Genomic DNA, 12,302 nt, shown 5'->3' with positions numbered 1-12,302 from the left:
TTTCTGCGCCTCTCTCAGGCCACTCCCCAGGCAGCAGACAGCAAAACGGCCATCCTGGGATGGCCGTTTCAACTGTGCTCGGGGGCATTACTTCTTTTTCTTCTTTGCCGACTTCTTGGCATCCTTCGGCTTTTTCTTCTTCACCGGCACCCGCGCTTCCTTGTGTCTGGGGCGCAGCTCATCGATCACCCGGCGCTTGAGGCGCTCCTCGGTGTAGCGTTCGATCTTGGCGACCATGGCCATGTCGTGGGCTTCCACCAGGCTGATGGCGCAGCCACGGTTGCCGGCACGGCCGGTACGACCGATGCGGTGCACATAGACATCCGCGCCGTAGGGCATGTCGTAGTTGATGACATGGCTGACGTTCGGCAGGTCGATGCCGCGGGCGGCCACGTCGGTGGCGATGAGGAAGGGCACCTCCCCTTCGTGGAACTTGCGGATAGACTCGATGCGCTTGGCCTGCTCCATCTCGCCACGGATCCAGGCGCAGGGCACGCCTGCCGCCTGCAACTGGCCGGAAAGCTCCGCCAGTCGCTCACGGGTCTTGACGAAGATGATGGCCTTCTGGGTTTCCGGGTTTTTCAGGATGTGCACCAGCAGAGCCAGCTTGTGGGCGGCATCATCGGCCAGGTGGATCCACTGGGTGATGGGGCGGCGCTCGCTGCGGGGCGGCTCGGCGTGCAGCTCAACCGGGTCTTTGAGGATCTCGCTCGCAAACTTCTCGAGGCCGGCCCCTTCCAGGGTGGCGGAGAAGAGCATGGTGTGCTTGCGGTAGCGCGCCTCTTCCACGATGCGGTTCACATCCTTGATGAAGCCCATGTCCAGCATCCGGTCCGCTTCATCCAGCACCAGCACCTCGATGTCGTGGCTCTCGAACTCCTCTTTCTCGATGTACTCGAGCAGACGGCCCGGGGTGGCCACCACGATGTCGGTGGTCTTGGTCAGGGCAGGCAGCTGCTCTTCATGGCTGACACCACCGATGATGGTCTCGATGCTGAGATGGGTGTGCACCGCCAGGGCCTTGGCGTGAGCACTCACCTGCAGCGCAAGCTCGCGGGTCGGAGTCAGGATCAGCATGCGGCACGGACCCGGCTTGCGGCGCGGGAAGTCCAGCAGGTGCTGCATCGCGGGCAGCAGGAAGGCGGCGGTCTTGCCGGTTCCGGTCGGCGCAGAGGCCAGAATATCGCGGCCGTCCAGGGCTGGCTCCAGCACCATCTGCTGGATGGTGGTGGGGCGGGTGAATCCCATCTCGGCCAAGGCCCGACTGAGGGCTGGATTCAGGTCGAAATCATCAAAGGACTGGCTCATGGCAATACTCGGTCATTAAGGAAGCGGCAGATTATAGGCGATTATGCCGCCGGCTCCTATGGTGACTGTGGCTTAGCCGCTATAATCGCCGGCCATTTTCCGCGGGCAGGCACAGGAGGAGGGCCGAATGGGGCGCAACAACGGTTTCACGTTCAAGCAATTTCACATCGATCACGACCGCTGCGCCATGAAGGTCGGTACGGACGGCATTCTGCTGGGAGCCTGGGCGCCGGTCGACAGCGCCCGCCGGGTGCTGGACATCGGCACCGGCAGCGGCCTCATCGCCCTGATGCTGGCCCAGCGCAGCACGAACGACTGCCACATAGACGGGGTGGAACTGGATATGGATGCAGCCATGCAGGCCAAGGAGAATGTGGCGGCCTCCCCCTGGCGTGAGCGGGTCACCATCATAGAGAGCGCCATTCAGGATCACCTCGCCCCCCCTTACGATCTCATCGTCTCCAACCCGCCCTATTTCCCGGCAGGCCAGACACTTCGCGATCCGGCCAGGGCTCTGGCCCGTCATACCGGGGGGCTCGACCCCAGGGGATTGCTGGCCGCCAGCGATCGCCTGCTGAGCCGTACCGGGCAACTGGCCCTGGTGCTGCCCACGGCGATGGCGGATGAAATTTTATGCATTTCGTCGAGTTATGATCTGTATGAGCGTTGTTATCTGGCTGTTACTACCAGAGAGGGGAAAGAGGCAAATCGTGTTTTATTGCTGCTTGGCAGAGGATTAAACAAGTGTGAGAGGGGTGAAATTGTGATCCATTCTGCCACTGGAGGCTATTCCGACAGATATATCCAACTAACCAGCCCCTTCTATTTGAAGATGTAAATTTTGCCTTGAACTATTTTTTCACATCATTATGCTGACTGCTAAATGAGCGCCCGCTCAAGACCAGTTCAAACCACTGGTCGCGATGAAAAAACCAGCGGGGCTCTTTTTTTTACCCCCGGAAAGTGCCGGTCACTGACAAATAAAAAACTATAACAAGCAATAGTTTACAAGACAGACGAGGTTGAACTTGACGAAATCACTCACATTGTCCGATGTACTCGGATTGGGCTTCATGACCTTTGCGTTCTATCTGGGCGCAGGCAACATCATCTTCCCGCCCCTGGCCGGCTTCATGGCGGGTGAGCACCTCTCCCTGGCCATGCTGGGCTTCCTGGTCACCGCCGTGGGCCTGCCCCTCATCACCATCATCGCCGTCGCCAAGGCTGGCAACGGCTGGGCCGGCATGACCAAGCTGCTGCCGGTCGGCGTGGCCACCGCACTGGCCGTCGCCATCTACATCATCATCGGCCCGGCCTTCGCCGCCCCCCGTACCGGCCTGGTGGCCTACGAGATGGGCCTCAAGCCCTTCCTTGGCGACATGGGACCATCCGGTCTGGCTGCCTACACAGTACTGTTCTTCGGCGTGGCCATCCTGGTCTCACTCAACCAGGGCAAGCTGATGGATGCCATCGGCAAGTACCTGACCCCGCTGCTGATGCTGCTGCTGCTGACCCTGGCCATCGGTGTCTTCGTCGCACCGCAAGGAAGCATGCCTGCCGCATCCGGTGACTACCAGAGCACCCCCTTCGTGAAGGGCATTCTGGAAGGCTACAACACCATGGACACCCTGGCGTCCCTGATGTTCGGCGCCCTGATCGTCGACCTGCTGCGCCAGAAAGGCATCCATGACTACCAGAGCCAGTTCAAGTACCTGGCCATCGCGGGCATCATCTCCGCCATCGGTCTCTCCGTGGTCTATGTCTCCCTGTTCCAGCTGGGCAACACCGCTGCCGGCGTCGCCACCGACGTGAGCAACGGTGGTGCCATCGTCAACGCCTACGTGCTGAGCCTGTTCGGCCAACCGGGTCAGTTCATCCTGGCTGCCATCATCACCCTGGCCTGCTTCACCACGGCCGTAGGCCTCATCTCCGCCTGCTCCGACTTCTTCCACAACCTGACCGGCATGAGCTACAAGAAGCTGGTCGTGCTGCTGGGTGTCATCTGCGGCGTCGTGGCCAACGTGGGCCTGAGCCAGCTCATCAGCCTCTCCATTCCTGTGCTGGTCGCCATCTACCCGGTTGCCGTGGCGCTGGTGCTGGTCACCTTCCTGAAGGGTTACTTCGGTCGCCCCCGCCTGGTGTTCCGCTCCGTGCTGCTGGTCGCCTTCCTGTTCGGCTGCCTGGACGGCCTGGGCGCCGCCGGCATGAAGATGGATGCGTTCGCCTTCCTGCCGCTGTTTGACAAGGGCCTGGCCTGGTTGCTGCCGACCCTGCTGGCCTGTGGCCTCGGTGTCATGGTGCGTGGCAATGGCAAGCTGGCAGCAGAAGCGGCCTGATAACAGATCTTGACCAAATAAAGAGGCCAGCATTCGCTGGCCTCTTTTTTGTTGGTGCAATCTGATCCATCCGTTGTGGAGAGCGCTCGTCAGAGTACGGTTGCTGGCTTGGGTTTGCCTGCAAGACCGTACCAGTGATGCTCAAACCGGCCCGCATGCCAGCTCAGGGTGCCCCAGGGCTGGTCAGCCTGCCAGCGCGGGAAGTTGATCTCCACGCGGTTGTCTTCGTACTTGTAGAGAGAGGTGCTGATCTCGATATCCGACAGGATAAGCAGCACCACCCCACCGATGACACTCCATTTCAGCATCTTCCACATGGCGATTACTCGAAGCAGATCTCGATGGTGGCACGGCCATACTCCGATTCGAACGGCATCATGATCTTGGCGCCGTCTGCCCGGTGAGTGATGGTGTGATTGGGACCGGAGACGATGACCGGGGTCGCCATGTCGAACTCATAGCCCTTCTCCCCCAGCATGCGTTTGGCGCCGCCCGTCACCATGTTGGTGATCTCGCCCACCATGTCGGTCACTTCCTCGTTGATGGTGGCCGGCGCCTCCCCCAGCATGCGACGCATGATCTCCAATGCCAGCCCCTTCTCGAAGCTGATGGAGAGGGAACCCCGGGTCTGCGGACCCACCATGCCAATCAGGCCGGAGACATCTCCCCGAGCCAGCTCGTCCGTCTTGCGCTTGGGCGCGCCCGGTTTGAGTTCCAGCTGTGCCATGGTGGAGAGCACGTTGAGCAGGGAGAGCAGGAACGGGTTTACAAAATCAGCCTTCATCTTGACTTCCTACGGTAGCGGAACAGCGGGCACATTGACCATGGGCTTCTATGGTCTTGTTGGTAATAGTAAAACCATGCTGATGAGCCTGCTCGGAAAAGGCGCCGTCGATGGCGGGATCGTGCAGCTCCACTACCTCACCGCAACGATCGCAGATCAGCAGTTGCATCGGGTGGGCATGGTCGAAGTGGCAGCAGAAGATGAAGGCGTTGAGCGACTCCACCTTGTGGGCAAAGCCCTGTTCGAGCAGGAAGTCGAGCGCCCGATAGACGGTAGGCGGTTTGGCATGAGCCTCGGTCTGCTGCAACTGGGCCAGCAAATCATAGGCACTGATGGCATTGCCGTGGGCGGCAAGCAGCCGGAGCACCTGGCGCCGTGTCGGGGTGAAACGGATCCCGCGCTGCTCGCAGAGGCGTTCCGCTCGTTGTAGAAGTTGGTCTTGATTCATGTTCACGCAGATACCCTGTCAATTAGCCGGATACTATCACAGGGCCCCCAGTGCGCGGCGACAAAATTCATTTTCTGGGGCTGTCTCACGTTGTGATAGAATCCCGCCCCTTGTTTGGCCAACCCGGATGAATTTTATGCAGGCGCAGCGCTTTTCCATCGCCCCCATGCTGGACTGGACCGATCGGCATTGCCGTTATTTCCACCGTCTGATGACCCGCCAGACCCTGCTCTATACCGAGATGGTGACCACGGGCGCCATCATCCATGGCAAAGGGGATTATCTGGGTTACAGCGAGCAGGAACACCCTCTCGCCCTGCAACTGGGTGGCAGCAACCCGGCAGACCTGGCCCGCTGCGCCAGGCTCGCCGAGGAGCGCGGGTATGACGAGATCAACCTCAACGTCGGCTGCCCTTCCGATCGGGTGCAAAACGGCCGCTTCGGCGCCTGCCTCATGGGCGAACCCGCGCTGGTGGCTGATTGCGTCAAGGCGATGCGCGACGTAGTCGACATTCCGGTCACCGTGAAGACCCGTATCGGCATCGACGATCAAGACTCCTACGAGTTCTTGCAGGCCTTCATCGAGCAGGTAAGGGACGCCGGTTGCGATACCTTCATCGTCCATGCCCGCAAGGCCTGGCTGAGCGGCCTGAGCCCGAAAGAGAACCGCGAGATCCCGCCCCTCGATTATCCTCGCGTCTACCAGGTCAAGCAGGATTACCCGGATCTGACCATTGCCATCAACGGCGGGGTGACCAGTCTGGAACAGACTCTTGAACATCTGCAGCACCTCGACGGGGTCATGATGGGCCGCGAAGCCTACCAGAACCCCTACATTCTGGCCCAGGTGGACAATCTGGTGTTCGGCGGGAACCATGCCGTGCCAAGCCGCCACGAGGTGGTGCGGATGATGCTGCCCTACATCGAACAGGAGCTGGCCAAGGGCAACTACCTCTCCCACATGACCCGCCACATGCTGGGGTTGTTCCAGAACATGCAGGGGGCGCGCGCCTGGCGTCGCCATCTGAGCGAGAATGCCTGCAAGCCGGGGGCCGACATCCAAGTGGTGCTGGACGCCATGGCCAAGGTGCCGGAGTTCGCGCCGGCCGACGCGGTGGAGTGATCACGTACCGCTTCACCGGATCCTGGCTGCACAAGGCCCTGGTGCGTCTGTGCGCCGGCCTGCTCACCATTCTCGGCATCAAGCTCAGCGCCTTCTATTTCATCGGGCTGCTGATCGTGCTGGGGCTGCACCGGGACCAGACCCTGGGCTGAACGCCACCTCTCCCGAACAAGAAAAAGCCGGCGCCCCTGCGCCGGCTTTTTTGTCACCACGGAGGCGACCCGACAGTCTGGCTTACTCCTCCTGAACCATGAACTGGAGTTCAGGGGGAGAAGAGGTCAGCACATCGGCGCAGTAATCCCAGGTCGAGATGCGGTAGTGCTGCAAATCTTCATCCAGGTGCAGTCCATCGGATTCCTGATGGAACCAGCTGGCGAAACGGGACGGGGTGATGAGCTGGATCTGCTCCTCGATGACGTGGCTGTCACGCCCCTCCGCCAGATCGCAATCCTCCATCACCCGCACCGCGAAGATGTGGCGAAAACTCACCCGGCACAGGGGCAACGGAGGCAGATCGATGCTGCGAGCACGCCCCAGCATGACGGTCAGGGTGTCGCTCCAGATATCCTGATGCAGTTCGGCCACGACCAGGCCGGGAGGGAGTTGACGAGAGGGAGCCCAGGGGACGGCTACCTGCCGAATGGCATTTTTCTGTTCCATATCCACCTCGCTACAGCGCATGCCATATCCTGAGTGTATCTGAAACAAATTTTGACGAAGATGGCAAGAAAAAACCCGGCACAAGCCGGGTTTCATTTGATTACAAGACGACCTTATTTGACGGCGTCTTTCAGCGCCTTGCCAGCCACGAAGGACGGCACATTGGCAGCTGCAATCTGGATCTCTTTACCGGTTTGCGGGTTGCGACCGGTACGGCCCGCGCGATGGTTGACCTTGAAGGTACCAAAACCCACCAACTGAACGGCATCGCCCTCTTTCAGGCTCTGGGTAATACCATTGATGATCTCTTCCAGAGCGACTTTGGCCTGAGCTTTGCTCAGGTCTGCTTTGGCGGCAATTGCATCGACAAGTTGAGCTTTGTTCATAACATTTCCTTTATGATCGGGCATTTAGCACCGGGCCACTCTATTCAAAAAAAAACACTCAGGCAAAGGCTTTATCAGCCGGATTGGCTTGAATGCTGGGGTTTTCATCAAGATCTGCGGAAATAGTCACATATATCGCCCCCTTGTCCCCTGGATGGGCGACAGGATGCGAAGTACCGGTGGGGAGAGGCATGCAAATCCCCGCCTGATGTAACAATATCCCTACACTCCTATTGACGGTCAACTGGATTTTCCCTAGTTATAGGAGTGTCGTCAGTCGATGAGAATGACCGGAGGCGTGCGACCCGAGTGCCGCATGCCATGCCCATGGAGGGACTATGTTAACTGAACTGGAAAAAACCAAGCGCGCGCTGGCAGGCAAGCACAGAGCAATAGATGACTGGCTGGATGCCAGACAGGCGTTGCTGGTCGAGTACATGCGACTGGCAGGCCTCATGCCCGCCAAGTGCAAGCAACGCACCCTCCCAGGCCATGTAGAACTGCAACGTTTTTGCGAACAACTGGTCGACTACGTCAGCGCAGGCCATTTCGAGATCTACAACCACGTCGTCACCGCCTTTGAGCAAGCCAGCGGCGACAAACTGGAGCTGGCCAAGCGTATCTACCCCCATATCCGGGCCTGTACCGAATTCGCGCTGGAGTTCAACGACAAGTACAGCAACGCCGACGAAGCCCAGTTGCTGCAACTGGACGAGGATCTGAACCAACTCGGCCCCGTGCTGGAGGACAGGTTCAAACAGGAGGATCGGCTGGTCAAGGCGCTGCAGGTGGTGGAATCCCTCAGCCATCAGCAGGTCTGATATTCAATATCGGAGCCAGTTCAATATCCTGGCGTGCCAGCTGGATTACACTCTGCAACATGAAGGATGAGCATCTTGCTCGCACGCAGACCGGAGACGACCATGGCCGAGCGCCGCCACTTTACTCGGATTTTCTATTTGACCGCCGCCAAGCTCACCCAGGGTGAACACCAGTGGCGCACCCAGCTGGTCGATGTCTCCCTGCAGGGAGCCCTGCTGCTCAGACCCGAGGATTGGGTCGCCAGCGAGGACAAGGAGTACGAAATCTGCTTCGTGCTCGGGGGCAGCGACATCGAGATCAAGATGCAGGTCGAGCTGACCCACGAAGCCAGCAAGAAGCTGGGGTTTTACTGCCACCACATCGACATCGACAGCGCCACTCACCTCAAGCGGATGATCGAGCTGAACATCGGAGAGGAACAACTGCTCCATCGCGAGCTGGAGCAGTTGCTGCAAGAGCACCGAGACCACGTCCCCCCCGAATCCTGAGCGGGCGGGCAGAAAAACAAAGGAGCGTCCATACGCTCCTTTTTCATGGTCGATTACAGGGCCTCGAGGGCATCGGAGAGTTTCTTCACCGGCACCACCTCCATCCCCTCGATGGGATGTTTGGGCGCATTGGCATGCGGGACGATGGCTCGGCGGAAACCGTGCTTGGCCGCCTCCTGCAGTCGCTCCTGACCCGAGGGCACGGGCCGTATCTCACCAGAGAGCCCCACCTCGCCAAAGACCACCAGATCCTTGGGCAGGGCCTGATCCCGGAAGCTCGACACCATGGCCAGCAGCAGCGCCAGATCCGCGCTGGTCTCCTCGACTTTGACGCCACCCACCACGTTGATGAACACATCCTGATCCGCCATCTGCAACCCGCCGTGACGATGCAGCACCGCCAGCAGCATGGCGAGACGGTTGTGGTCCATCCCCACCGCCACCCGGCGCGGATTGGAGAGCTGGGAGTAATCCACCAGCGCCTGCAACTCCACCAGCAGGGGGCGCGTGCCTTCCCAGATCACCATGACGATGGAGCCCGGAGCCTGCTCCTCCCCGCGGCTGAGGAAAATCGCGGAAGGGTTGCTCACCTCCTTCATTCCCTGCCCGGTCATGGCGAAGACCCCCAGTTCGTTGACCGCACCGAAGCGGTTCTTGTGGGAGCGCAGGGTGCGAAAACGCGAGTCGTGCCCGCCATCCAGCAGCACGGAGCAGTCGATGCAGTGCTCCAGCACCTTGGGGCCCGCCAGGGTGCCGTCCTTGGTGACGTGGCCCACCATGAAGATGGCCACATGATTCTGCTTGGCATAGCGTGTCAGCAGCGCCGCCGACTCCCGCACCTGGGAGACGGACCCCGGCGCAGACTGCACATCCGCCACGTGCATCACCTGGATGGAGTCGATGACCATGATCTGAGGTTGCTCCTGCTGGGCGATGAGGCAGATCTGCTCTACGCTGGTCTCGGACAACATGCGCAGCTTGTCCGTGGGCAGACCCAGCCGACCGGCCCGCATCGCCACCTGTTGCAGTGACTCCTCACCGGTTACATAGAGGGTCTTCATGCGCTGCGCCAGGCCGCACATGGTCTGCAGCAACAGGGTCGACTTGCCGGCCCCGGGGTTGCCGCCGATGAGAATGGCCGAACCGGGGACCACACCGCCACCGAGTACGCGGTCCAGCTCCTTGAAGCCCGAGCTGAAACGGGGGATCTCCGTGGTGGCGATCTCCGCGAGGGTCTGCACCTGGCTGCCGACGGCGCCCGCATAACCGGTATAGCGAGCGCTCTTGCCGGGTGTCGTCACCCCCAGTCGCACCTCGGTGATGGTGTTCCACTCCTTGCACTCGCTGCACTGGCCTTGCCAGCGGGTGAAGTCGGCTCCACATTCGGAACAAACATAGGCGGTTTTGTTTTTGGCCATGGATAACTCGGGGACAGGATGAATTCCTGCTTGATATACTTGTTTGCGACCGGCAGATCAAACCCAGAATCGGAAAAGTGACTTTCCGCGGCAGGAATACATGGATTCAGAACAACCACTACATCTGATAGAACAACTTGTCCCCCTGCTCCGGGAAAAGGACTTCGACGAAATCTTCAACCGCCTGACCCAGAACGAAAATACCAACAGCCGGTTCCTGCTGAAGATGGAACTCAAGCGCAAGTGCACCCCCTGTCGGCGCGTCATCGACATGCGCAACGAGCTGGGCACCCTCTGTCAGGTGCATGAGTTCGACGGGGTGACCCACTTCATGCCCGCCGAGGCCATCGAGCTGTTTCAATCCCAGTGCTACCTCTACCGGGACAGCTACACCCTGGGGGTCTACGAGGCGCTGCAAGCCTGGTACAAACTCAACCAGGGGCGCAGCGACAATCTGGCGCTGCCCATCAGCCCGTTTCGTCCGTTCGATGTCAGCGCCATCCCCTTCGCCAGCCATTACGGGCGACAGGAAGAGCGCATGCACTTCAGCTCTCCCATGGTGCTCCAGCTCGCCAACGGCGAGAAGATCCTCGCCAAGAGCTCCGACATCTCCCTCGGCGGCATCCGGGTATCCGTGCCCTATCTGCCCGACTACCAGACAGGCGACCTGATAGCCGTCTTCTTCACCGGACTGGAACGCGATCATCCCCATCCCCTGCTGCGTGACCCGGTCAGCTACCAGATCCTGGGGGAGGAGAGAAAAGAGGACAAATTCTGGCTCAGGCTGCTCAAGAACGGCGAGCATCCGGTGTTTGACGAGTTCCTGCGCGACTTCATCGAGCGCAACCGCAGCCGCTATCGCGTCAGCGTCGACTACCTGCTCTCCGCCGCCGTCATCAAGGGGTATGAGCAGTTCTATCTGCCGCGCATGACCGGCATGCCCCTCTATTTCGGCAAGGGCAGCGTCCCCGCCCTCGAGATCGCCCTGCGCACCGAGAACAACCAGCACATTCTCGAATACTGGCGCGACGCCAAGAACCGCGACATGCTCGCCAGCCTCTTCACTGCGGCCCGCATGCCCTCGTTGCTCCCAGGCAAAGAGGGGCTGCGCGAGACGCTGATCTACAGCTTTACCCATGCGGTACGCAGCCACCTCTACTTCTTCTCCGCGACCCGGGAGGAGCTGGAACAGAGCGGACTGACCGCGCTCTTCTTCCAGATCGGCGCCCGCCGCCCCAGTTGGCGGGTGTACAAGTTCAGCATGGAAGCCTGCACCCTGCGGGAGGCCGACCTCGACAACCCCCAGGGCGGGGCGAGCCAGTTGCAGGACAGGCTGCTGCGCGAGCGCCTGGCCCAGCTCGGATACGTGGGCATGCTGCAGGAGATAAACCTGGACAACCAGCGTGACGAGTTCCAGCGAGAGACCAGCCAGGAGCCGCTCAACGCCAACGCCTTGCAGCGCTTTGGCCATGACATCCATGCCGCCCCCTTCGAGATAGAGACGCTGCACTATGTGCAACTGCGCAAGGAGGCGCGCTACATGCACAAGACGGCCATCGTCTTGCATCACAAGGAGCGATCCTGGGTCGGCTGGACCCGAGACATCTCGGCCCACGGCATGCAAATCGAGCTGGAGGAGCCGTTCGACGGGGAGAAGGGAGACATCATCACGGTGGCTCTGCCCCGCTTGCAGGAGCTCGCCAGGAACATGGACCTGCAACGCCTGCCCTATCGGCTGGTCAGCCTCAACCTGAGCAGAACCGTGCTGCATCTGTGCATCGAGGGGACGGCTGAGCGCCATACCGGCCACCAGTTCTTCAGCCTGCTTATCGAAAGCAACCAGAACAAGCTCAAGACCACCCGGGAGTTCAATCGCTATCGCGGCATGGCCAGGGCGCTGCGCAACCTCTACACCCACCACCTGTTCAACACCCCCGTCTATGTGAACAAGCTCAAGGCCGCCCCGAAACTGGCCGCGGCCGGCCTCTCGCCACAGCCACGCAGCCTTTCCCGTCTGCTGCGCATCTGTGCCGAGCAGGATCAGCAGTTGAACCTGTACCCCCTGTTCCAGGGGGCACTGCTCAAGGCCCTGCTGCTCAATCCCCTGCGCGCCATCGAGCGGGAAGACAAGCCGGAAGAGGAGGAGGTCTACATCGCCGCACTCCACTCCCAGGGGGGAACACCCCTGTTTCGCAGCCACCTGGCCAGCAGCTTCAGCTCACCGGATCAAAAGCGCCGCTTCATCGAGCTGGCCCGGCAACAGGGCGAGTTCTATTCGGTACTGGTGGGTATTTCGCGCACCGGCCGCCCGGACACCAGCTTCATCGCGGGTGAACTGGACTACATCGCCAAGTTCGCCATTCACAAGGCCAAGAAGCTGGAAGAGGAGCTCTGGAGTGTCGTGGGCGTGGGTGAACTGACCGATACCACCGAGGCGACCCTGTTCCGCCTTGGCATACCATCCGGGCCCCGCTAGCCAGCAGGGCAGGGAGACAACAAAAAACGGGCACGCAAGTGCCCGTTTTTTTG

At 60.5% G+C, this 12,302-nt stretch carries 14 protein-coding genes; 7 read left to right on the top strand and 7 right to left on the bottom strand.

Annotation, left to right across the window (positions count from 1 at the left end; all coding sequences use genetic code 11):
• Positions 1-87: 87 nt before the first annotated feature.
• Positions 88-1,308 (bottom strand): ATP-dependent RNA helicase SrmB, encoded by a 1,221-nt coding sequence (gene srmB, locus AB5Y53_RS01925; RefSeq protein ID WP_041210934.1) that lies wholly within the window; start codon positions 1,306-1,308, stop codon positions 88-90.
• A 127-nt stretch (positions 1,309-1,435) separates the two neighbouring features.
• On the opposite strand from srmB, the gene AB5Y53_RS01920 reads away from it, so the two are divergent.
• Both AB5Y53_RS01920 and brnQ read left to right on the top strand, forming a co-directional pair.
• Positions 1,436-2,146, top strand: a complete 711-nt coding sequence (locus AB5Y53_RS01920; protein WP_113069592.1) for a tRNA1(Val) (adenine(37)-N6)-methyltransferase — start codon at positions 1,436-1,438, stop codon at positions 2,144-2,146.
• A 190-nt stretch (positions 2,147-2,336) separates the two neighbouring features.
• Complete coding sequence (gene brnQ / locus AB5Y53_RS01915) at positions 2,337-3,644, top strand: branched-chain amino acid transport system II carrier protein (protein ID WP_041211055.1); 1,308 nt, start codon at positions 2,337-2,339, stop codon at positions 3,642-3,644.
• A gap of 89 nt (positions 3,645-3,733) precedes the next feature.
• On the opposite strand, the gene AB5Y53_RS01910 is transcribed toward brnQ, so the two are convergent.
• The 3 genes from AB5Y53_RS01910 to zur are packed head-to-tail and all read right to left on the bottom strand — an operon-like array spanning position 3,734 to position 4,876.
• The gene (locus AB5Y53_RS01910) at positions 3,734-3,961 is read right to left on the bottom strand and encodes a hypothetical protein (protein WP_109112049.1); all 228 of its coding nucleotides are present in this window, start codon (positions 3,959-3,961) and stop codon (positions 3,734-3,736) included.
• A gap of 5 nt (positions 3,962-3,966) precedes the next feature.
• Positions 3,967-4,428 (bottom strand): chemotaxis protein CheX, encoded by a 462-nt coding sequence (locus tag AB5Y53_RS01905; RefSeq protein WP_010673043.1) that lies wholly within the window; start codon positions 4,426-4,428, stop codon positions 3,967-3,969.
• Complete coding sequence (zur, locus tag AB5Y53_RS01900) at positions 4,418-4,876, bottom strand: zinc uptake transcriptional repressor Zur (RefSeq protein ID WP_010673042.1); 459 nt, start codon at positions 4,874-4,876, stop codon at positions 4,418-4,420. Before zur ends, AB5Y53_RS01905 begins: the two co-directional genes overlap by 11 nt.
• Positions 4,877-5,012: 136 nt before the next feature.
• Here zur and dusA point away from each other — a divergent pair, with 136 nt between their 5' ends.
• Complete coding sequence (gene dusA, locus AB5Y53_RS01895) at positions 5,013-5,999, top strand: tRNA dihydrouridine(20/20a) synthase DusA (protein ID WP_368181036.1); 987 nt, start codon at positions 5,013-5,015, stop codon at positions 5,997-5,999.
• Positions 5,996-6,151: a hypothetical protein gene (locus AB5Y53_RS01890; protein WP_368181035.1), complete on the top strand. Its 156-nt coding sequence runs from the start codon at positions 5,996-5,998 to the stop codon at positions 6,149-6,151. The genes dusA and AB5Y53_RS01890 overlap by 4 nt, the downstream gene beginning before the upstream one ends.
• A gap of 82 nt (positions 6,152-6,233) precedes the next feature.
• Here AB5Y53_RS01890 and AB5Y53_RS01885 read toward each other — a convergent pair whose 3' ends face one another.
• Positions 6,234-6,659, bottom strand: a complete 426-nt coding sequence (locus AB5Y53_RS01885) for a hypothetical protein (RefSeq protein ID WP_029313758.1) — start codon at positions 6,657-6,659, stop codon at positions 6,234-6,236.
• A 113-nt stretch (positions 6,660-6,772) separates the two neighbouring features.
• Positions 6,773-7,045: a nucleoid-associated protein HU-alpha gene (gene hupA, locus AB5Y53_RS01880; RefSeq protein WP_005305063.1), complete on the bottom strand. Its 273-nt coding sequence runs from the start codon at positions 7,043-7,045 to the stop codon at positions 6,773-6,775.
• A gap of 338 nt (positions 7,046-7,383) precedes the next feature.
• Here hupA and AB5Y53_RS01875 point away from each other — a divergent pair, with 338 nt between their 5' ends.
• Positions 7,384-7,866: an Rsd/AlgQ family anti-sigma factor gene (locus AB5Y53_RS01875; RefSeq protein WP_029313757.1), complete on the top strand. Its 483-nt coding sequence runs from the start codon at positions 7,384-7,386 to the stop codon at positions 7,864-7,866.
• Between the two features lie 102 nt (positions 7,867-7,968).
• A complete protein-coding gene (locus AB5Y53_RS01870; protein ID WP_029313755.1) occupies positions 7,969-8,355 on the top strand; it encodes a PilZ domain-containing protein in 387 nt (128 codons plus the stop codon).
• 53 nt (positions 8,356-8,408) lie between these two features.
• On the opposite strand, the gene radA is transcribed toward AB5Y53_RS01870, so the two are convergent.
• A complete protein-coding gene (radA, locus tag AB5Y53_RS01865; RefSeq protein WP_010673036.1) occupies positions 8,409-9,773 on the bottom strand; it encodes a DNA repair protein RadA in 1,365 nt (454 codons plus the stop codon).
• A gap of 100 nt (positions 9,774-9,873) precedes the next feature.
• On the opposite strand from radA, the gene AB5Y53_RS01860 reads away from it, so the two are divergent.
• Positions 9,874-12,249 (top strand): PilZ domain-containing protein, encoded by a 2,376-nt coding sequence (locus AB5Y53_RS01860; protein ID WP_368181034.1) that lies wholly within the window; start codon positions 9,874-9,876, stop codon positions 12,247-12,249.
• Positions 12,250-12,302 lie beyond the last annotated feature (53 nt).

Origin of the sequence: Aeromonas sp. R7-5 (assembly GCF_040908015.1) — a bacterium.
Taxonomy (GTDB): Bacteria; Pseudomonadota; Gammaproteobacteria; order Enterobacterales; family Aeromonadaceae; genus Aeromonas; species Aeromonas caviae.
This window is presented reverse-complemented; position numbering and strand designations above follow the sequence as displayed.

Coding starts and splice junctions, on each gene's coding strand:
- AB5Y53_RS01875 (WP_029313757.1), top strand. CDS start 7,384: ATGTTAACTGAACTGGAAAAAACCAAGCGCGCGCTGGCAGGCAAGCAC.
- zur (WP_010673042.1), bottom strand. CDS start 4,876: ATGAATCAAGACCAACTTCTACAACGAGCGGAACGCCTCTGCGAGCAG.
- AB5Y53_RS01910 (WP_109112049.1), bottom strand. CDS start 3,961: ATGTGGAAGATGCTGAAATGGAGTGTCATCGGTGGGGTGGTGCTGCTT.
- srmB (WP_041210934.1), bottom strand. CDS start 1,308: ATGAGCCAGTCCTTTGATGATTTCGACCTGAATCCAGCCCTCAGTCGG.
- dusA (WP_368181036.1), top strand. CDS start 5,013: ATGCAGGCGCAGCGCTTTTCCATCGCCCCCATGCTGGACTGGACCGAT.
- AB5Y53_RS01920 (WP_113069592.1), top strand. CDS start 1,436: ATGGGGCGCAACAACGGTTTCACGTTCAAGCAATTTCACATCGATCAC.
- AB5Y53_RS01885 (WP_029313758.1), bottom strand. CDS start 6,659: ATGGAACAGAAAAATGCCATTCGGCAGGTAGCCGTCCCCTGGGCTCCC.
- radA (WP_010673036.1), bottom strand. CDS start 9,773: ATGGCCAAAAACAAAACCGCCTATGTTTGTTCCGAATGTGGAGCCGAC.
- hupA (WP_005305063.1), bottom strand. CDS start 7,045: ATGAACAAAGCTCAACTTGTCGATGCAATTGCCGCCAAAGCAGACCTG.
- AB5Y53_RS01870 (WP_029313755.1), top strand. CDS start 7,969: ATGGCCGAGCGCCGCCACTTTACTCGGATTTTCTATTTGACCGCCGCC.
- AB5Y53_RS01860 (WP_368181034.1), top strand. CDS start 9,874: ATGGATTCAGAACAACCACTACATCTGATAGAACAACTTGTCCCCCTG.
- AB5Y53_RS01905 (WP_010673043.1), bottom strand. CDS start 4,428: ATGAAGGCTGATTTTGTAAACCCGTTCCTGCTCTCCCTGCTCAACGTG.